Genomic DNA, 18,791 nt, shown 5'->3' with positions numbered 1-18,791 from the left:
CGTGGAAAATTTCACACCTTTCTTATCCCTCGCTGGAGGCCTGGTTCTCGGCATCTCCGCAACCTTACTCTTTGCCGGCGGCCGCATTGCAGGTATTAGCGGTATCATTGGTGGCCTTGTACCGCCTTCAGACCCCGAAAAAAAATGGCGACTTTTATTCCTGCTTGGATTAATCGGCGGCGCAGCATTGTACCCGATTATCGGAGGAGATATTTCTTATATTTCCCTGAACCCGTATGGATTTGCAGACCAACTGCACTTCGCCGCGTTAATTGTTGGCGGACTTCTTGTCGGTATTGGAACACAAGTTGGAGGGGGATGCACAAGTGGTCATGGGGTCTGTGGTATCGGCAGACTTTCCGTGCGCTCAATCGCTGCGACCCTGACCTTCATGGCGGTTGCAGGTATCGTCGTCTTCATTATCCGCACCGTTGTAGGAGGCTGATCAAATGTTCAACATAATCGCAACAATTTCCGGCGTTTTATTTGGTATGGGCCTCGCCATCTCCGGAATGCTGAGCCCGGGTAAAGTCATCGGCTTTCTCGACATTACCGGCAACTGGGATCCCAGCCTCGCCTTCGTTATGGGCGGCGCAGTGCTGGTAACTGTCGTTAGCTTTAAACTTCTGCTGAAGCGTCCCATTCCATTTTTCGGTGATAAATTTCATCTTCCCAGCAAAAAGGATATCGATGCCCGCCTGCTTGTCGGCGCGGGTTTGTTTGGCGCCGGCTGGGGAATAGGGGGTTTATGCCCGGGACCAGCTGTCAGCTCTCTTGCTTACGCTGACCCTAAGATTGCCGTTTTTGTCGTCTCGATGGTGACCGGTATCATTATTGCCAAAAGGTTTTTCTCAAACCGCTAAACGCGCTGCAAGCGCCGCAGCAACTTTTGCATTATTCAAGGCCAGCGCAAGATTGACTTCGCTGGTCTTTCCATTGGACAAACGGTTAAGGGCCCCCAAAATATAAGGCGTTATCTTTGCGCCCTTAACTCCTGCTTTGATGGCGTCGAACCGTGCCTGATCCACAAGAGCATCAACTTCGTCGTTCGACATCGCATAATCATGCGGCACAGGATTACAAATCAAAATACCGGACGGCAATCCCATTTGAAAATGCATGTTCACAATATTGCAAAGAGCCTCCATATCTGGTGCCGAACTTGGAAGTGGCAAGCCGCTTGATAAACTATGAAAAGCCGGGAAAGTATCAGTTTTATATCCAACAACAGGAACACTATAACTTTCCAGCACCTCCAGCGTTGCCGGCAAATCCAGAATGGATTTGGCGCCCGCAGCAACAACCGCGACCCGAGAGCGGGATAACTCAAGAAGATCGGCAGAGATATCAAAACCGTTGCCGCCTTCTTCACCGCGATGGACACCACCAATACCGCCCGTTGCAAAGACTTTTATACCCGCGCGTTCCGCAATGAAGGAGGTAGAGGCAACCGTAGTCGCACCCGTAATTTTGCGCGCCGTCGCGGAAGGCAGATCACGAACCGAGCATTTCTCGACATTTTCTGAAGTCGCCAGGATCTTCAGTTCCTCAACAGACAAACCGCATTTTATCACACCATTAATCAGCGCAATCGTCGCGGGCTCGGCCCCCTGCTCGCGGATCACTGTTTCCATTTGTTCCGCCAGTTCCATGTTTTTTGGAAAGGGAAAACCATGACTGATAATGGTCGATTCCAATGCCACAACTGGTTTTCCGTCTGCGAGGGCTTTTGCTACCTGAGGTGAGAATTCTATTTCCATTGGATCAGCCTGACTATGAACAGATAAATTATGAGCAATGCCCCTACCCCTTCCTTCTTTTTCACGCAAGAAAATAATTCTAAACCGTTGCGCCCGCCTGAGGAAGTTCGGTAGGGTAGGCGACGCGTAAAACAAAAAGGAAAGAAAATGAACGCCACTAATAAAGTCGCCATTGTCACGGGATCTGCTACGGGAACGGGAGCCGCGATCGCCATGGCTCTTGGAAAAAAAGGATATAACGTCTTAATCAACTATACAAAAAGTAAGAACGAAGCCGAAGAAACGGCCATAGCTGTTAGTGCCCTGGGTGTCGACACCCTTCTCTTTCAAGGGGACGTTTCAAAAGACGAAGACTGCCGCGCAATGGCTCAGGCCGCCGTTGATAAATGGGGCCGGATTGACGCTCTGGTGAACAATGCGGGACGCACAAAATTTGTACCCCATCAAAATCTGGACGATCTGGATGCTCAGGATTTTCACGATATTTACGCCGTAAACACAATCGGCCCCTTCCAAATGACACGCGCCTGCGCCCCTTATTTGAAAGAGTCAGGCAAAGGAAGAATTGTCATGATTTCTTCAGTCGCCGGTACCCATGGGCACGGCTCATCTCTTGCCTATGTTGCGTCCAAGGGCGGCTTGAATTCCATGACAAAAGGCTTGGCCCGAACCCTTGGCCCCGAAATCACCGTTAACGCGATCTGTCCCGGGATGATTGAAACCCGCTGGCTTCGAGAAGGTTGGGGGGATGAAAACTATGAAAAGAACAGAGTAGCCATGACCAAACGCGTCCCCTTGGCAAAGGTTTCGCAGCCTGAAGACATCGCTGATGCCGTCTTATGGTTCATTACCGGAGGTGATCTGGTTACCGGTGAATTGCTTATCGTTGATGGCGGCATGCATTTGGTTAGCTAACAATCACTGACATTCATTTCTCTGGCGGTAATACACCAAAAAGTAATAAATTAATTACAGTAAATAAAAAATTGTTACCTTTTGCTGGCTTTTATTTTTCGATCACTTTAAGGTTATAACACCTTATAACTATTAATCAAACTCGAGTGACACAATAAAAGGACCGCCAGTTATATGATTGAATGCCCCCATGACATCAAATAGTGGGACAGCTCCAGAAGCGAAAAAACTGCTTATCATCGATGATGAACGTGACTTCGGCGACTATGTCGGTGAGGTAGGCGAAGAACTTGGATTTCAGGCCGTGGTAACAGACAATGCGTCTGACTTTATGAAATCCTATCAGGCGCAGGAGCCCGCTGTCATTGTCCTGGACATGGTAATGCCCGGCGTGGATGGGGTTGAATTAATCGGCTGGCTAGCCAAACAGAAGTGTCAATCCCGTATTTTAATTGTGACCGGTTTCAATCCCAGATATGCAGAGTTGGCAGAAGACCTGGGCGGCGCTAAAGGGTTGCGGGATATTAAAAGTTTCACCAAACCAATTCGGTTGGCGGATTTACGAGCTGCCCTTTCGTTGCCAGAATGAAACCCGCCGAAGAACACGCTGACGATATTACCCGTGCCCTCAATTATCCGTATTCAAGGCCCAAGGGATCTTTCACAATATCTGGCAAACAGGTTCATGACCTGCCGCCCGATTTTTGGCCTTTGGGACGCATCCCGGTTTTGGCATGTGGATCAAACGCAGCACCGGAACAGCTTGTCAGAAAGTTTGGCAGTCATGAAACGGACGCCATCCATGTTACGCAGGCTCATTTAAAAGACTATTTAATCGGCTATTCGGCTCATATCGCCGGTTATGGCGCCATTCCGGCAACATTGGCAGTGGCAAAAGGCCATGGAACTGACTGCCACATCACATGGTTGACAGAAGCCCAACTGAGACACATGCATAAAACTGAAGCCGTTGGCAAAAATTATCGCTTTTCTGAGCTGAGTAACCTCTCTTTGCAATGCTCGCAAAATGGTCTTTTAACAACAGCATTTGCCTATATCAGCCTTCGAGGATATCTGGCTCAAAATGACAATCCTATTTTGATTAAAGACCTGAATACTGCGAAGGCACCGTTCCAAGAAATGAGCCAACAAAATATTCAAAGGTTGATGTGCAGTCTGGTATCTCCTGCCTCCTCCGTCGAAGATTTCATCGTGGAAAATATAACGGACCCCGATCTCAGACGTGACAGGGTTCATAAATTCGGGCAATATGCAAAAATATTTTCCTGCCCGAACGAAAAAATTATCCTGCCCCAGGAGGCCTAAATGTCGATCAACTCTCTTGAGGAACTCCGTGCAATTTACGGAGAGCCCAAGGAAGCAGTGTTAAAAAAAATCCTGCCTTCACTTGAAGATCATGGCAAAAACTTTATTGCTCGGTCTCCCTTTCTCGTCCTGTCAACGAGTGGCAAAAATGGACAGGCGGACGCGTCCCCCAAAGGCGATATGCCCGGCTTTGTGCATGTGCCTGACAACCAGACTATTTTGATCCCCGATCGCATTGGAAATAACATTACAGACAGCCTCCGTAATATTATTGAAAATCCCGAGGTCGGTTTGATTTTCTTTATCCCTGGCATTCGTGAAACACTTCGCGTCAACGGCCCCTGCCAGATTTTGGCAGATGCCGATCTTTTGGACAGGTTTAAAGAAAAAGGAAAAGCCCCCAGAACGGTTCTGAAGGTAACTGTGCGCGAAGCGTACATGCATTGCGGAAAAGCAATTATTCGGTCTGACCTTTGGGGGGATACCCATAAGGTTAGCCAAAAAGATTTCCCGTCCCTCGGTAAAATTCTTGCAGATCAGATCGCCGGTCTGGATGGTCAGGAATTAGACGAGTCACTGGAAAAATCTTATAGTGATCGTCTGTATTGATCTTTGATGACGCAGAAAATACTTCTGAAAACAATAAAATCACTGGCGTTTGGTGCAATCGGCGGGGGGATCTTTTTCTATTTTGATCTCCCACTGGCTTGGATGATGGGATCCATGTGCCTGCTAACTGTGCTTTCCGTAAAAGGGATGGATCTTGCTGTTTATCCGCCTTTACGGCAAGTCATGACCTCAGTGCTTGGTGTTATGCTGGGCAGCAGTTTTTCTCCCGATACCCTGAATAATTTAATGGTCTGGGGAAATGGCCTTGTGATCCTGATGCTCTCAGTCGTGTTGTCTATGACGGCTGCGTATTTCTATTTCAGGACCGTAGGAGGATTTGACCGAACAACGGCCTATTTCTCATCCGCCCCGGGTGGTTTTAATGTCATGTATGAGGTGGGCGAAGCGAAAGGCGGCGATGGCAGAAAGATCGCCTTGATCCATGCTACACGTGTTCTTCTACTGGTCATGACCGTTCCCCTGGTTTTCAGGTATGGCGTTCAGACACAGGGACAAACAACAGAGCTCCCTTTATTCGGCACGCTTGAAGACTTACCCGGATATGGATGGTTGTTGGTTGCTGCCATCGTCGGATATGTTGCAGGAAAAAAACTCAAATTCCCGGCCTATCATTTGATGGGACCGCTCCTTGTGGCGGCACTTTTTGAAATGTCGGGCTTCATTACGGCAAAACCACCAATGGTTTTGGTATATCTGGCACAATTGGTTATCGGATCAGCAATCGGGCTCAGGTTTCTGGGCACCAGCGTTTCTCAGATACGAAACATAATTTTGCTCAGCATCGGCTCCACTGGCATCATGATGATAATCGCAACCACCCTTGCTTTTCTTGCCACATCTTTTACCGGCATTAGTGTCGCCGGTCTCGTCCTCGCCTTGTCGCCAGGCGGCCTCGCGGAAATGTCACTGGTCGCCCTCGCCCTTGGGATTGATGTCGCGTTTGTGTCAATCATGCATGTCATTCGGATCGCCGTCATTATTGCGGTTATCCCTGTTCTGTATCCTCTTTTTAAAAAAATCGTCAGAGATTAGACGTCTACTGAGCGGCCTTTTTGACTCTGGGATAGACAAGAGCCAGCGTCAGGCCCCGCATAGCAAAGAAAATGAGAAGGGCTATCCAAAGACCATCTGTATGAAGCCAATCCTGCAACATTTCAATGGCCACAAAATAGGCGACAAACGAGAAGATCATCCCGTTGCGCATCTCTCGAGATTTCATGGCGCCAACAAATATGCCATCAAACTGATAGGACCAGACCGCGATCACGGGCGTTGCGACCAGCCAGGGTAGATAGGAATATGCGGTTTCCCGAACCGACGGGATATCTGTCAGTAGGTTGACAAGAGGCACCCCGAACAATCCATAAAACAGCGCATATCCAATGGCCACCGACACCGCCATTACATTGCTTGCCCGAACCGCCTTGGTCAGGTCAGCGGGCTCTTTTGCTCCGATGGCTTTACCGACCAAAATCCCGGCTGCATGTGCAAACCCATCAAGACCAAAAGCCAGAAAATAGACGAAGTTCATCGCGACAGTCACGGCTGCCAATGTCTCGTCGCCTAGTTGTGCCGCGGCGACAGTGAAGTAAGAAAAGCTGAAAATCAGAATGATTGTCCGAATGAAAATATCTGTATTTACGGCCATTAATGAATAGATGCGTTGGAGATTAAAAATACTACTGGCAATCCAGCGCCCACCGATCACTGTCAATTCCCGATACAGATAAATCGCCCCAATCAGCATCCCAATCCATTCTGAAATAGCGGTGGCAAAGGCCACACCGGGGACTTTCATATCCAGATAGACAACAAACACCAAATCCAGAATGATGTTTATGAAATTCATTAAAACTTGAATAACCAGCGCCGTCTTTGTTCGGCCCAGACCAATGAAGAACCCGAGAAGCGCATAGTTGGCAAGCGTGGCTGGTGCACCCCATATTCGCCAGTAAAAATATTGGCTAGCTCCTTCTGCAACACCATCACTCGGGTCAATGATTGACAGAGCTAGCGTCAATACAGGCCATTGAAGGAGCAAAATCAGTAGCGCAATAAAGCCCCCCAACAACAGGGCTTGCGCCAAAATGGTTTTGATTTGGTCAAAATCGCGCGCCCCCGCTGCCTGCGAGACAAAGCCTGTTGTCCCCATCTTTAAAAAGCCAAACCCCCAATATAAGAAACTGAAGATCATTGCCCCGATACCAACGGCACCCAAATAAACGGGGTCCGGCAGGTGGCCGATAACTGCTGTATCTACAGCCCCCAACAAAGGAACAGACAGGTTTGAAAGAATGATCGGCCAGGCCAGATGCCAGACGGTTTTATAGGAAATTAATCCGGTTTTTGTTTTCATCCCTATTAAAATCCAAATCGATCCCGAAGACTGTAACCAACCATCGCAACAGGAACGAACCAGGGCCTGCCATTATAAAAAAACCGTGTAGGGAACGGCAAATCGTCAAACGCTGTATCCCCTTCTGACTGGCCAAGGATCTTCAGGGCTACTTTATGTCCCAAATACCCTGACATGGCGACTCCAGACCCGCAATATCCCATTGCAAAATGCAGCCCCTCGTGTTTACCGATTACTGGCAACGCGTCAAAGCCGTAGGCAACATATCCAGACCAGACATGAGAAATATCAATTGTCACCAGCTGTGGGAATATTTCAGCCAGTCTTTTCTTTAAAGCACGGGCCTGCACCGCCGGGCTCGCCGGCAGTATGGATGGCCGCCCGCCCAAAAGGACCCGCTGGCCATCCGGCGAAGGACGATAATAACTCAACATATTTCGGCTATCTGTGATCATCCGTGATGTCGGGAACAAGGACTTTACAAGCTCTTTATCCAGCTCTTCCGTGGCAATCATCGTGCTTCCGATTGGCATAATTCTTTTCTGCAAGAAAGGTGTGAGGTTCCCGCCATACCCGTTCGTTGCAATTAGAACTTCACTGCATTTCAAATGGCCTGATGGTGTTGTAATGGAAAAACCAGAGCTTTCTTTTTTAAGGTCGCGAACAGGACAATCGCCGACAATAATTCCCCCCTTTGCGAGAACCGCCTTTGCCAGACCTTTTACATATTTCCCCGGATGCAAACCACCTGTTTGGGCTTGTTGTATTCCGCCCACATACAAATCTGTGCTGACATCCTCTTTATAGCCGTCGCCGATTAGAATTTTTTCGTCAACAGACAGATACTTCATCCGCAATTCGGCTTCTTTAGCCATTGATTTCAGATGCTTTTCCAGTACAGCTGGATATTGGCGTCCGTTCATTGTCAGATCACAATCAATATCATTTTGTGCAATAACGGCTTGGACGTGATCAATTGATTTAACCGCTTCAGCAGCAATCGCGCAGCCCTTCTCCTCGCCATATTGAGACTGCAATCCGACCAGCCCCGGCTTCAGCATATAACCGATCATCCCGCCGTTTCGACCGCTCGCCCCAAAACCCGGCTTTTCGGCCTCCAAAACAACAACTGATTTTCCGGCACCCAAAAGGGTCAGCGCAGCATTCAGACCTGTATAACCACCCCCGACAATCGCAACATCAACCGACCTGTCTGGAAGTTGATTGTCAGTTTCAATTGGTGCGGCGGCCTCCCACCAGAACGGTTTTTCTTGCATTTTTTTCCACTGAGTTATGCTAAACGGCTTAAGTGATTTGAATTTATTATCTTATACGCCTAACTATAGATAAGAATATCCAAAAATAATTCTTGGGACGTCATGGCGAAAAATCTGGATAAAGCCAATAAAGAGGCTGAGCAAAATGTGAAAGCCTTTCTTGATAAAGTTGCGAACACACCTGCCCCCGCCAAATCAGGTGGCGCCGGGCGGTTAATTTTTGCTTTGGATGCCACAGCCAGCCGGCAACCCACTTGGGATCAGGCGAGCCATCTGCAGCGAGAAATGTTTAACACCGCAGCAGAGGTTGGCAAACTAGAACTTCAAATCGCATTTTTTCGTGGCTTTGGAGAGTTCAAAGCAACCCGTTGGACCCAGGATAGCCGTTCGTTGACCCGGCCTCTTTCAAAAGTCAGTTGCCTTGGCGGTCATACCCAATTCGAAAAAGTCCTGAAGCACACCTTGAAACAAACAACCGAAAAACCTGTAAATGCCTTGGTTTATGTTGGGGATAGCATTGAAGAAGATGTTGACCATTTATGCCATCTGGCAGGTCAAATTGGTATGAAGGGGGTCCCTGTGTTCATTTTTCAGGAAGGTTATGACCCGATTGCAGAAGCCTGCTTTAAACAGATCTGCCGATTAACAAACGGTGCTTTTTGTCGGTTCGATGCAGGAAGTGCGGCCTATCTTAGATCACTGCTTAAAGCTGTAGCGATCTTCGCAGCTGGCGGGAAAAAAGCCCTTCGTGACTACAGCAAAAATGCTGGTGGAGAAATCCTTTTATTATCAAACCAGATCAAGTAACAATAAAACATGCTCGGATATTTTATAATTGGTGTCGCCCTGATTGTTGGCCTGATAATAGGAGCAAATGCTGTCGCGCAGGCGAATCCTAAAACCATCATTCGTGCAATCAGGATTGCTACCGCAATTATTCTGGGTGTTGTCGCAACTTTTTTCGTTTTCACAGGCCGTTTCGCCTATGCCCCTCCTCTTGCAGCTGCTGCCATCTTTTTGCTTAGCAACAGGTCCTTTTTAGGCAACCGGAAACCGTCATCTGGCAATCAATCTGATGTAAAGACCAATTGGATACATGCCGTTCTTGATCATGATAGCGGGGATATGGATGGTCTCGTCCTTCAAGGGACCTATAAAGACAAAAACCTCTCAGATCTGAACGCACGGGAGCTGAATAACCTGCTCGAAGAGTTAAGTGATGATGCTCAAAGCCGGTCAATTTTGGAAACCTATATGGACCGCCGCTTCTCTGATAACGAAAAAGAAACAAATTTTAGGCAAGATCATGCCAATTCTGACGAAACGACAGGTTCATATTCGCAAGATATGAGCAAAGCCGAAGCGTTAGAGGTACTGGAACTGGACAAGGGGGCAACCAAAGAGGAGATCAAGGCGGCTCATAAACGTTTGATGAAAAAATTTCATCCAGACCATAATGGTTCTTCCTATATGGCCGCTAAAATCAATCAGGCTAAAGATATCCTGACAAAGGGATAACATGTGCTCTTGCATGTCCAGTGCTTGAATGCCATAAAACGCACCACATCATGATAGAGGGGTTTTCATGATCAAAAAAGTACGTAAAGCAGTTTTTCCGGTAGGGGGATTGGGAACACGCTTCCTTCCTGCAACGAAGGCCATGCCTAAAGAAATGTTGCCTATCGTAGATCGACCATTGATCCAATATGCGGTGGATGAAGCCCGTGAAGCTGGCATTGAAGAATTTATTTTCGTGACCGGTCGAGGGAAAGTCATCATTGAGGATCATTTTGACAGATCCTACGAGTTGGAAAGCGTTTTAAACGAACGCGGTAAAACTGATGTTTTGGAAGAATTGCAAAACGGCCTGCCAAAAACAGGATCAGTGGCCTATATCCGCCAGCAGGAACCACAAGGTCTTGGCCATGCTGTCTGGTGCGCAAAACGCTACATTGGCAATGAACCGTTCGCTGTCATTCTGGCAGACGACCTGATCCTGAGTGAAAAACCCTGCCTCGCACAAATGATGGAAACCCGGGAACAAATGGATGGCGGCAATATTCTAGCCGCGATGGAAGTCCCCCATGCTCATACATCACGATATGGCATTATTAGCCCCGGATATGATGATGGCAAAAAAGTAGAAGTAAAAGCATTGGTTGAAAAGCCGGACCCGACAAAAGCGCCTTCAAATTTAGCGGTTATCGGTCGCTACATTCTGGAACCCACAGTGTTTAATATTCTGGAAAATCAGGCGCGCGGAGCAGGTAATGAAATTCAATTAACGGATGCCATGTCAGATATGCTGAAATCGACCAGTTTTTACGGATTACGATTTGACGGCACCCGCTTTGACTGTGGCGACAAAATCGGCTTCCTGCATGCAAATCTTGCTTTTGCATTGAACCGAAGTGATTTGTCGCACGAAATGGAAGATATTATTCGAAAAATGGCGGCTGACTTATAAGGCAACGCGCCGTCGCCCTATTCCAAAAGGATTTAAGAGATGCGTATTGCAATGATTGGAACCGGTTATGTCGGGTTGGTTTCCGGAACCTGTTTCTCTGAGTTTGGGCACGAAGTTATTTGTGTCGATAAAAATACAGACAAGATTGATGCCCTTCACAACGGCCAAATTCCGATCTTCGAGCCGGGTCTTGAAGCCTTGGTGGAAAAGAATGTGAAAGCGGGCCGCCTCTCCTTTAGTACAGACCTGAAAAATGCTGTTTCACAGTCAGAGGCTGTTTTTATCGGTGTGGGCACCCCTAGCCGCAGAGGCGGTGGCCAAGCTGATCTGACCTTTGTTTTTGAAGCCGCTAAAGAAATAGCAGAGGCCATTGACGGATACACCGTGGTGGTCAATAAATCGACAGTGCCTGTAGGGACCGGCAAACAAGTCCACGCCATCCTTGCTGAGCATTGCGCCGCCGATATGTTTGATGTCGTATCAAACCCGGAGTTCCTTAGAGAAGGTGCCGCCATTGAAGATTTCATGCGCCCGGACCGGGTTGTTGTCGGTACAACATCAGAAAAAGCGCAGAAAGTAATGGAAGCGATCTATCGCCCGTTGTCGCTTATACAAACCCCCTTACTCTTCACATCTCTTGAAAGTTCCGAGCTTACGAAATATGCGGGCAACGCCTTTCTTGCCGCTAAAATTACCTTTATCAATGAAATGGCAGACCTCTGTGAACAGGTTGGTGCAGATGTTCACGATGTCGCTAAGGGCATTGGTCTCGATGGCCGTATTGGTCGGAAATTCCTGCATGCAGGACCAGGTTTCGGAGGTTCTTGTTTTCCAAAAGACACCAGAGCCTTGTACCAGACCTCACTGGAAAATGACGCTCCTTTGCAAATTGTCAAATCCGTGATTGAAATAAACGAAAAACGCAAACTGCAAATGGCGGAAAAAGTTATTTCTGCCTGCGGTGGCTCGGTGGATGGCAAAAAAATCGCTGTTCTGGGGCTAACTTTCAAACCCAATACAGATGATATGCGCGAAAGTCCCAGTCTCGACATCTTACCGGCTTTGTCGAAGGCTGGTGCACACATTCATGCCTATGATCCAGAAGGCCGGAAAGAAGCGGAAGAGCTCCTTTCCGATGTGATATTTTATGACAATAGTTATGACACACTGGAAAATGCAGATGCCGTCGTTATCATCACCGAATGGAATGAATTCCGGGCCTTGGATTTCACGCGTATCAAGTCCTTGATGAAGTCGCCCATACTTGTTGATCTGAGAAACATTTACGAACCCGAAGAAATGGCCTCACTTGGCATTCAGTATAGTTGTGTCGGCCGTCCCCATGCCGCCCAAAAGGCCTGAAACAAACGAAAGATAAAGCATGCAACGCCATACGTTTCATCCCACTATTCTTAGAGAATATGATATTCGCGGAATTGTCGGTCAAACCCTCTCTTTAGACGATGCGGAGGCCATTGGCCGTAGTTTCGGTACGATGATGCTGGAAAAAGGTGGTTCTGTAGTATCCGTGGGCTATGACGGGCGCGCCACGTCACCCGAACTGGAAAAGGCCTTGGTAAGCGGCCTTCAGTCTACTGGTGTTGACATTATTCGTATTGGCATGGGCCCGTCCCCAATGCTGTATTATTCGACCTATGAATTAAATACTCAAAACGGCATTATGATTACCGGATCCCACAATCCTCCAGATCATAATGGGTTTAAAATGATTATGGAGGGCAAACCGTTTTTCGGACAGGACATTCAGGATCTAGGACACTGTTCCGCTGAAGGAAACTGGATCCGCAAAAACGGTACGGTAAGTGACAACCCGCTGCTTGAAAAATATGTAGCAAGGCTTCTTGAAGATTACAGGTTCCCAAGTGACCTCACGGTTGTCTGGGATTGCGGGAATGGAGTCACGGGAGAGGCACTTAAAAAGGTCGTATCCAAACTAAGTGGCCGGCATATTTTATTATTTGAAGAAATTGACAGCACATTTCCTAACCACCACCCCGACCCGACGGTTGAAAAGAACCTTCAAGACCTCATCAGAACCGTAAAAGGCATGAACGCGGATTTGGGCATTGCCTTTGATGGGGATGGGGACCGTATTGGCGTCGTTGACAGCCGCGGCAATATTCTGTGGGGCGATCAGTTGTTGGCGATCTTGGCAACGGAAATCCTTAAAAATCAGCCGGGCGCCTCCTTCATTGCCGATGTCAAAGCAAGCAAAAGCCTTTTTGACGAAATTTCCCGTATGGGCGGAAAGCCCGTGATGTGGAAAACGGGTCATTCGCTTATTAAGACCAAGATGGCCGAACTTTCTGCCCCGCTCGCAGGCGAAATGAGCGGTCATATCTTTTATAATGATCATTTTTACGGGTTTGACGACGCCATCTATGTTGGGCTTCGCCTGTTAAACCTGTTGGGACAAACGGATCAGACGCTTGATGAAATGTTTGATGCGCTCCCTAAAATGATCAATACACCGGAAATACGCTTCCCCTGCCTTGATGAAGAAAAATTTGCGGCCGTAGAGAGATTGCAGGCAATCCTTAAAAAGGCCGGGGCTGATTTCTCTGATATTGATGGGGTCCGCGTTTCTACACAAGGGGGATGGTGGCTTTTACGGGCGTCTAATACGCAGGCCGTTCTCGTTGCCAGATGTGAGGCCGCCACGTTGGCAGCTCTTGACGCAGTCAAACAGGACATGAAAACCAACCTAGCGGCTGCCGGTATTGAATTCATACCCGAATAAAGGAAGGCAGGCGCCCTGAAAAACAAGGCGCCTGCCATCATTTATTAAAGCCTTACGATTTGGGACTTAGCTGACTTTACCTTTTTTAGGCATTGGAATACCCATCCAGGATTCGCCTGACGCCATGACACATGTCGCGCCGTTTGGCTGCGTAAGCACGATCGTCCAGGTTACGCCATCGGGGCTGGTAAAGACTTCCAGAACACTCCCGTTTGCAGCAAGGCCAGCGGCGACCGGAGCTTCACTGAATTTTCCGTCCAAGTGTTTTATCAATGCTCCCCGCTCAAAACAGGCATTTTGGGCAGATGCGTCTGTCACTTGAAATGAAACCATCATCGCCGCAAGTACTAGCACTGAAAGTCCAAAAGAAATGACAGAGCGCATGCGAAAATCACGTTTAATTGGGTTGTTAAAGCTAAACATACGCTCCTCCTTTTAACTAAAGTTTCAGCCGGACCTATACAACAAAAGGAACGGGACATGTTGCCGATGCTACGTGCATCGCTGATACTTATTATGTATATCGTTTAAACGTTAATATTAGATATACAGGTTAAATTTGGCGGGTATTTTGCGTAAAATTTTCTTGATTATCGGCCTAAATGGCTGTTTTAAAATACAAAAATTGTCAGTGTGCATTCATCACAAATTTGGATTTTTTGTCGGTCTCAAGCAATAGTTAAGACGATTATCTCTCGAACCTGATAAAATATTGCTCGAATTTTACAATTCATTAACCGTAAAAAACGCCCTAAAGCTCTTCGGCTTTATCGCTGACCCCCGGAAGATTGAGTGATTTTATCAAATGCCGCACTTCCTGACGGGCGGCGACGTGGCTCATGGACATTTTTATACCCACGCCTTTTTTCTGCAGATCAAGCATTGTCAATCCTTTCAGAAACAGTTCGCGGAAGATCACCCGCTCACCAAATCCGGGAGCAGAGCGAAACGAAATACGTTCCGCCAGTTTTTCCAGAATTTTTTCGATATGCCGTTTGTTGTGCGCATCCGTGTGAGACAACCTGTTCCGCATGACCACCCAATCGATCTGGTGTTTATCGATCAGTGCGCGGCGTTTACGCTGTTCCCATACCATTTCAGAGTACCAACTGGGCCGCTCTACCTCAAACGTCGCTTCATCAACCTTGGCCAACAGATCAAGGTCAATAAAACTATCGTTCATCGGTGTTAGAAGTGTGTCGGCAAAAGAATGGCCCAACTTCGAAATAAAACTATCTGCACCGGGACAATCTACAACGACAAAATCATTTGCATATACCAACTCCTGCAACGCCGACACAAAACGCGTTCTTTCGTCGCTTTGCGCTTCATCCAGGTTTTTCTTTTCACTGGGTTCAATCACTCTTAAGGCTGGCATCGGCAGGTCAATATTCTTTTTCGAGACAAAATCCTGTCGGTTTTCAATATACCGGCCCAGTGTTTTCTGTTTTCCGTCCAGATCAATGGCGCCGACCCGGTACCCCAGGGTCAGCAAAGAAACAATAACATGCATACCTGTTGTGGATTTGCCGGATCCCCCTTTGGCATTTCCAATAACAATAATATGGGCCCGAGTGGGCTGCGCGTTGTTTTCAGGCTTTGCCTCTTCAACAGTAACGGACACCATGAACTCCACGTGAAATTGTCAGACACTTAAATCAGCACTCCCCATGCTGATTTAAGAGACTTAAACCAAGCTCAAAGCCATGACAAGCAAGATAATTTTCGAAACTTTCAGGAACAATTAAGACAAAATAAAAATAGAAATCAGTCGGTTATGATTTCTATTTCCGGACGAAATGCGTGATGCGCAAAAGCAAAGTCTACGGTGTAGGGAACATCAACCAGTTTCTCGCCGTCCTGCCGCTGTACAGTGATATTACCGATATCAACCCCCTCTCCGATTACACTTGCATCAAGCGCAGAATTCTGCCCTTTTTCCCAAATGATCACCAGCCCCGAGGATGTCTCTACGCGCTTGACCCTTTGCAAATATTCAAGTGACCAGGCCTGGCCCTCACTGGCAACAACCCGGGAAAGAGGGGCAACTCTATCCGGCATGGCCCCGCGGTATAAAAAGGGTGTCGGGGAACTGTCATACCTTTCATAAGGATTACGACCATATTGGCGCATACTGATATTATTCGGGATCAAAACCAGACCATCCGGATTTCTGGTTTTGAATTTTTGAAAAGATTCGATTCTGACGGGGAGCATTTTCAGACTTTGTCCCAGTAAATCTCCAACAATTGCCTCGCCCAGAAACTGCTGCCACCAACTTTCTGTTTGCCGATCATACATCACAAGATCGGAATTACGAAGCTTACCGGTTGTCCCAAAATCCAGAACGAGAGGACCCTTTTCCGGGTGGGTAATCCGCCGGTCGAAAACAATGGATGTATTACAAAGCGGGCAAAAGGTAACTGAAATCGGAATGCCCGCGATCGTATCATTCACGATTTCGTGCCACATCAGGACCCGAAGAGGATAGGCTTTAGCGGCCTTTTCCACGACAACGCCAATGACCGGTTCAGTAGGCTTGATATTGCTGATCTCAGCGATAGGTTTGAAGATTGGATTATCAATTGCCGGAATGCCATCCTTTGGTGGCCCACCAGAGAATATTTCCTTAAAATCAACACTGGTTTTCGAAAAATCTGTTTTCGGCCACTCGTACTTCCAGAAACCAGGATCAGCCTTCACAGCAAACGCACAAAAAAGAACAGCGCAAACCGATACCATAAATAGGGGGCGAAAGAGAGTATTCATACCGAACAGTATATTAGAATGTGTTCAACATTGAAATGCCGGGCATATAAAGCTTTTGTGAAGATAGAACAAACCTTCACTTGACCCCTTGCGAATAGATGGTAACACCAACCTATGGAATATGATGTTGAAACAATTGTTGTTGGTGCCGGTGTTATTGGGCTGGCCATCGCCCGCTCTCTCGCCCTGAGCAATCAGGATGTCCTCGTCCTTGAAAAAAATGGCCACTTTGGCGAAGAAACTTCGTCCCGCAATAGCGAAGTCATTCATGCAGGGATTTACTATCCAAAAGACAGTTTAAAAGCCAAACTATGTGTCGAGGGAAAATCCCGACTCTATCAATATTGCGAAAACCACAATATTCCACACAAACGAACCGGTAAGCTGATTGTCGCAACGACGCCCGAAGAATGTGACGTTCTTGAGAATATTTTGAACAAAGCCCAAGACAATAACGTTCAGGATTTAAAGTTTATCAGCAAGAAGGAAGTCTCGCTTCTGGAACCGCAGCTACGCTGTGAACAGGCGCTGCTCTCACCTTCGACCGGTATTATCGATACACATCAATATATGCTCTCCCTTGTCGGAGAGATTGAAGCTAACAAGGGCGCGATTGCCTATCATGCCCCCTTTTCAAAGGCCGAAGTCATCGGCGGGGGTTTTCTGGTGACAAGTGGCGATAATCAATTGCGCTGCAAAAGATTGATAAATTCGGCAGGCCTGGGCGCACAATCGGTTGCACATGAAATTTCCGGATTATCTCCAGAATTCATACCGACCCGATATTTGGCAAAGGGAACCTATTTTACCGCGTCTTTTCCCTCTCCCTTTAAACATTTGATTTATCCGGTCCCGAACACGGCAAGCCTGGGGATCCATGTAACGTTGGATATGGCCGGGCAAATTCGGTTTGGCCCAGATCAAGAATGGGTGGACACTGTTGACTACTCCCTGGACGAAGGCCGCTCCCACGGCTTTTATGAAGCTATACGCCGATATTACCCCGACCTGAAAGACGATAGTTTACAGCCCGGCTATACAGGGATCCGGCCAAAACTCCAATCCCCCGGAAGCAGCGCTCAGGATTTTCAAATTCTAAGCAAAGCAGATCACCAAATACCCGGTTTAATCTGTTTATTCGGGATGGAAAGTCCGGGTTTAACGGCCAGCCTTGCCATCGCGGAAACGGTCAAAAAGTGCCTTTAGGGCAGTATTTTCGTCTTGAATCACAATTTTTCCCGTAAAATCACTTCGCAGCCTAAAAATCATCAAAATTAAAATTGCGCAAACTGTTCCCTTCTACGCAACTAATATTATGTCTTTCGAATGGAAAACGTAATCTTCCTGCGAATTTCAAAACATCCCTCAAAAATCGTTGATTTTTAATCTCCCTGACCAACCATTTCTATTAGGGAGAGAACCAGTTTTTATTGGCGGTGAGGAAAATTATGTCTGTATTTGCATCCAAAGGCTACGATGACCACGAAGCCGTTTTATTCTATAATGACACGACGTCGGGGCTGAAGGCTATTATTGCGGTCCATGACACAACGCTGGGCCCGTCCCTAGGAGGGACACGTATGTGGCCTTATGCAAGCGATGATGAAGCCTTAGAAGATGTCCTTCGGCTATCTCGCGGCATGACGTTTAAATCAGCACTGGCTGGCCTTAACCTTGGCGGCGGTAAATCAGTCATCATCGCAAACTCGCACAAAGATAAATCCGAGGCACTGTTCAAAGCATTTGGTAAGGCAGTTGATAGTCTGAACGGACAGTATATAGCTGCTGAGGATGTGGGGATCGGTGTCAGTGACCTGGAAATCGCCCGACAGGTTACACCTCATATTTCCGGGATCTCGGAAGGGAATGTGGGCAACCCGTCTCCAGCGACGGCCTGGGGCGTGTTTAATGGCCTGAAAGCCGCAGTTCATTACCGGCTTAAACGGGAAGATCTGTCCGGTGTGACGGTTGCAGTTCAAGGCTTGGGGCAAGTGGGTTACGGTTTATGCCGCCACCTTAAAGACGCAGGTGCCCAGCTTGTTGTTGCAGACATCTATGATCAATCCGTGAACAGGGCCGTTCAGGAACTTGGCGCGAAGGCCGTCAGCGTTAAAGACATACTGTCTCAGGATGTGGACGTCCTTGCACCCTGTGCTTTAGGCGCGATCCTTAACGACGACACTATTCCAACACTGAAGGCGAAAGTTGTTGCCGGTGCTGCCAATAACCAGTTGGCCGAAAGCAAGCATGGTGCAATGCTGAGAAACAGAAATATTCTATATGCCCCCGACTATGCGATCAATGCCGGCGGGATCATTATTATAAGTCACGAAGGGCCGCTTTTTGACCGTAAATCTGCGATGGACCAAGTCGCCGGAATTTATAATACAGCCTTGAGAATTTTTGAACGGGCGGACCAAGATAATCGCCCAACAGCAGAAGTTGCTGATATGCTGGCCATGGAACGCATCGCATCCGTAAAAGCAAAAAAAGCTGAATCCTCTAAAATGAAATTAACTGGTTAAAATAC

Annotated in this window: 20 protein-coding genes; 14 read left to right on the top strand and 6 right to left on the bottom strand. The window is 47.5% G+C overall.

The features are described from left to right. Position 1: 1 nt before the first annotated feature. Positions 2–445, top strand: a complete 444-nt coding sequence (locus ACJAYR_RS02195; RefSeq protein WP_415235082.1) for a YeeE/YedE family protein — start codon at positions 2–4, stop codon at positions 443–445. 4 nt (positions 446–449) lie between these two features. Beyond that, positions 450–863, top strand: coding sequence for a DUF6691 family protein (locus ACJAYR_RS02190; protein ID WP_415235081.1), 414 nt, complete (start codon positions 450–452; stop codon positions 861–863). On the opposite strand, the gene ACJAYR_RS02185 is transcribed toward ACJAYR_RS02190, so the two are convergent. Then, positions 852–1,760 (bottom strand): pseudouridine-5'-phosphate glycosidase, encoded by a 909-nt coding sequence (locus ACJAYR_RS02185; protein WP_415235080.1) that lies wholly within the window; start codon positions 1,758–1,760, stop codon positions 852–854. The two genes, ACJAYR_RS02190 and ACJAYR_RS02185, sit on opposite strands and share 12 nt — an antisense overlap. Positions 1,761–1,907: 147 nt before the next feature. Here ACJAYR_RS02185 and ACJAYR_RS02180 point away from each other — a divergent pair, with 147 nt between their 5' ends. From ACJAYR_RS02180 to ACJAYR_RS02160, 5 genes are all read left to right on the top strand, one after another. Beyond that, positions 1,908–2,675 carry an SDR family NAD(P)-dependent oxidoreductase gene (locus tag ACJAYR_RS02180; RefSeq protein ID WP_415235079.1) on the top strand — a complete coding sequence of 256 codons (768 nt, stop codon included), beginning with the start codon at positions 1,908–1,910 and terminating at the stop codon, positions 2,673–2,675. A gap of 190 nt (positions 2,676–2,865) precedes the next feature. Next, complete coding sequence (locus tag ACJAYR_RS02175) at positions 2,866–3,264, top strand: response regulator (RefSeq protein ID WP_415235078.1); 399 nt, start codon at positions 2,866–2,868, stop codon at positions 3,262–3,264. Beyond that, positions 3,261–4,001: a hypothetical protein gene (locus ACJAYR_RS02170; RefSeq protein WP_415235077.1), complete on the top strand. Its 741-nt coding sequence runs from the start codon at positions 3,261–3,263 to the stop codon at positions 3,999–4,001. The genes ACJAYR_RS02175 and ACJAYR_RS02170 overlap by 4 nt, the downstream gene beginning before the upstream one ends. Beyond that, positions 4,002–4,610, top strand: coding sequence for a pyridoxamine 5'-phosphate oxidase family protein (locus ACJAYR_RS02165; protein ID WP_415235076.1), 609 nt, complete (start codon positions 4,002–4,004; stop codon positions 4,608–4,610). It begins immediately after the preceding gene. A 6-nt stretch (positions 4,611–4,616) separates the two neighbouring features. Continuing rightward, positions 4,617–5,663: an AbrB family transcriptional regulator gene (locus ACJAYR_RS02160; RefSeq protein ID WP_415235075.1), complete on the top strand. Its 1,047-nt coding sequence runs from the start codon at positions 4,617–4,619 to the stop codon at positions 5,661–5,663. Positions 5,664–5,667: 4 nt separating this feature from the next. Here ACJAYR_RS02160 and ACJAYR_RS02155 read toward each other — a convergent pair whose 3' ends face one another. Further along, positions 5,668–6,987: an MATE family efflux transporter gene (locus ACJAYR_RS02155; protein ID WP_415235074.1), complete on the bottom strand. Its 1,320-nt coding sequence runs from the start codon at positions 6,985–6,987 to the stop codon at positions 5,668–5,670. Positions 6,988–6,992: 5 nt separating this feature from the next. Beyond that, positions 6,993–8,264 carry an NAD(P)/FAD-dependent oxidoreductase gene (locus ACJAYR_RS02150; RefSeq protein ID WP_415235073.1) on the bottom strand — a complete coding sequence of 424 codons (1,272 nt, stop codon included), beginning with the start codon at positions 8,262–8,264 and terminating at the stop codon, positions 6,993–6,995. Between the two features lie 102 nt (positions 8,265–8,366). On the opposite strand from ACJAYR_RS02150, the gene ACJAYR_RS02145 reads away from it, so the two are divergent. The 5 genes from ACJAYR_RS02145 to pgmG all read left to right on the top strand — a co-directional run bounded on the left by ACJAYR_RS02145 (position 8,367) and on the right by pgmG (position 13,492). Next, a complete protein-coding gene (locus ACJAYR_RS02145) occupies positions 8,367–9,071 on the top strand; it encodes a VWA domain-containing protein (RefSeq protein ID WP_415235072.1) in 705 nt (234 codons plus the stop codon). A 9-nt stretch (positions 9,072–9,080) separates the two neighbouring features. Continuing rightward, complete coding sequence (locus ACJAYR_RS02140) at positions 9,081–9,782, top strand: DnaJ domain-containing protein (protein WP_415235071.1); 702 nt, start codon at positions 9,081–9,083, stop codon at positions 9,780–9,782. A gap of 67 nt (positions 9,783–9,849) precedes the next feature. Next, positions 9,850–10,731 (top strand): UTP--glucose-1-phosphate uridylyltransferase GalU, encoded by an 882-nt coding sequence (gene galU / locus ACJAYR_RS02135; RefSeq protein WP_415235070.1) that lies wholly within the window; start codon positions 9,850–9,852, stop codon positions 10,729–10,731. Positions 10,732–10,770: 39 nt separating this feature from the next. Further along, positions 10,771–12,093 carry a UDP-glucose dehydrogenase family protein gene (locus ACJAYR_RS02130; protein WP_415235069.1) on the top strand — a complete coding sequence of 441 codons (1,323 nt, stop codon included), beginning with the start codon at positions 10,771–10,773 and terminating at the stop codon, positions 12,091–12,093. Between the two features lie 19 nt (positions 12,094–12,112). After that, on the top strand, positions 12,113–13,492 hold the full coding sequence (pgmG, locus tag ACJAYR_RS02125; RefSeq protein WP_415235068.1) for a phosphoglucomutase/phosphomannomutase PgmG: 1,380 nt from the start codon (positions 12,113–12,115) through the stop codon (positions 13,490–13,492). Between the two features lie 66 nt (positions 13,493–13,558). On the opposite strand, the gene ACJAYR_RS02120 is transcribed toward pgmG, so the two are convergent. The 3 genes from ACJAYR_RS02120 to ACJAYR_RS02110 all read right to left on the bottom strand — a co-directional run bounded on the left by ACJAYR_RS02120 (position 13,559) and on the right by ACJAYR_RS02110 (position 16,234). Then, on the bottom strand, positions 13,559–13,915 hold the full coding sequence (locus ACJAYR_RS02120) for a hypothetical protein (protein WP_169544782.1): 357 nt from the start codon (positions 13,913–13,915) through the stop codon (positions 13,559–13,561). Between the two features lie 328 nt (positions 13,916–14,243). Further along, positions 14,244–15,119: a division plane positioning ATPase MipZ gene (locus ACJAYR_RS02115; protein ID WP_415235067.1), complete on the bottom strand. Its 876-nt coding sequence runs from the start codon at positions 15,117–15,119 to the stop codon at positions 14,244–14,246. Positions 15,120–15,259: 140 nt separating this feature from the next. Beyond that, positions 15,260–16,234, bottom strand: coding sequence for a DUF3179 domain-containing protein (locus tag ACJAYR_RS02110; protein ID WP_415235114.1), 975 nt, complete (start codon positions 16,232–16,234; stop codon positions 15,260–15,262). 141 nt (positions 16,235–16,375) lie between these two features. On the opposite strand from ACJAYR_RS02110, the gene ACJAYR_RS02105 reads away from it, so the two are divergent. Continuing rightward, the gene (locus ACJAYR_RS02105) at positions 16,376–17,467 is read left to right on the top strand and encodes an NAD(P)/FAD-dependent oxidoreductase (protein ID WP_415235066.1); all 1,092 of its coding nucleotides are present in this window, start codon (positions 16,376–16,378) and stop codon (positions 17,465–17,467) included. 242 nt (positions 17,468–17,709) lie between these two features. Further along, positions 17,710–18,786, top strand: coding sequence for a Leu/Phe/Val dehydrogenase (locus ACJAYR_RS02100; protein WP_415235065.1), 1,077 nt, complete (start codon positions 17,710–17,712; stop codon positions 18,784–18,786). The last annotated feature ends 5 nt before the right edge of the window (positions 18,787–18,791 follow it).

Origin of the sequence: Sneathiella sp. (assembly GCF_047631475.1) — a bacterium.
In the GTDB taxonomy this organism is placed as follows: Bacteria; Pseudomonadota; Alphaproteobacteria; order Sneathiellales; family Sneathiellaceae; genus Sneathiella.
The sequence above is the reverse complement of the archived record's forward strand: the minus strand, read 5'-3'. Positions and strand labels throughout refer to the sequence as shown.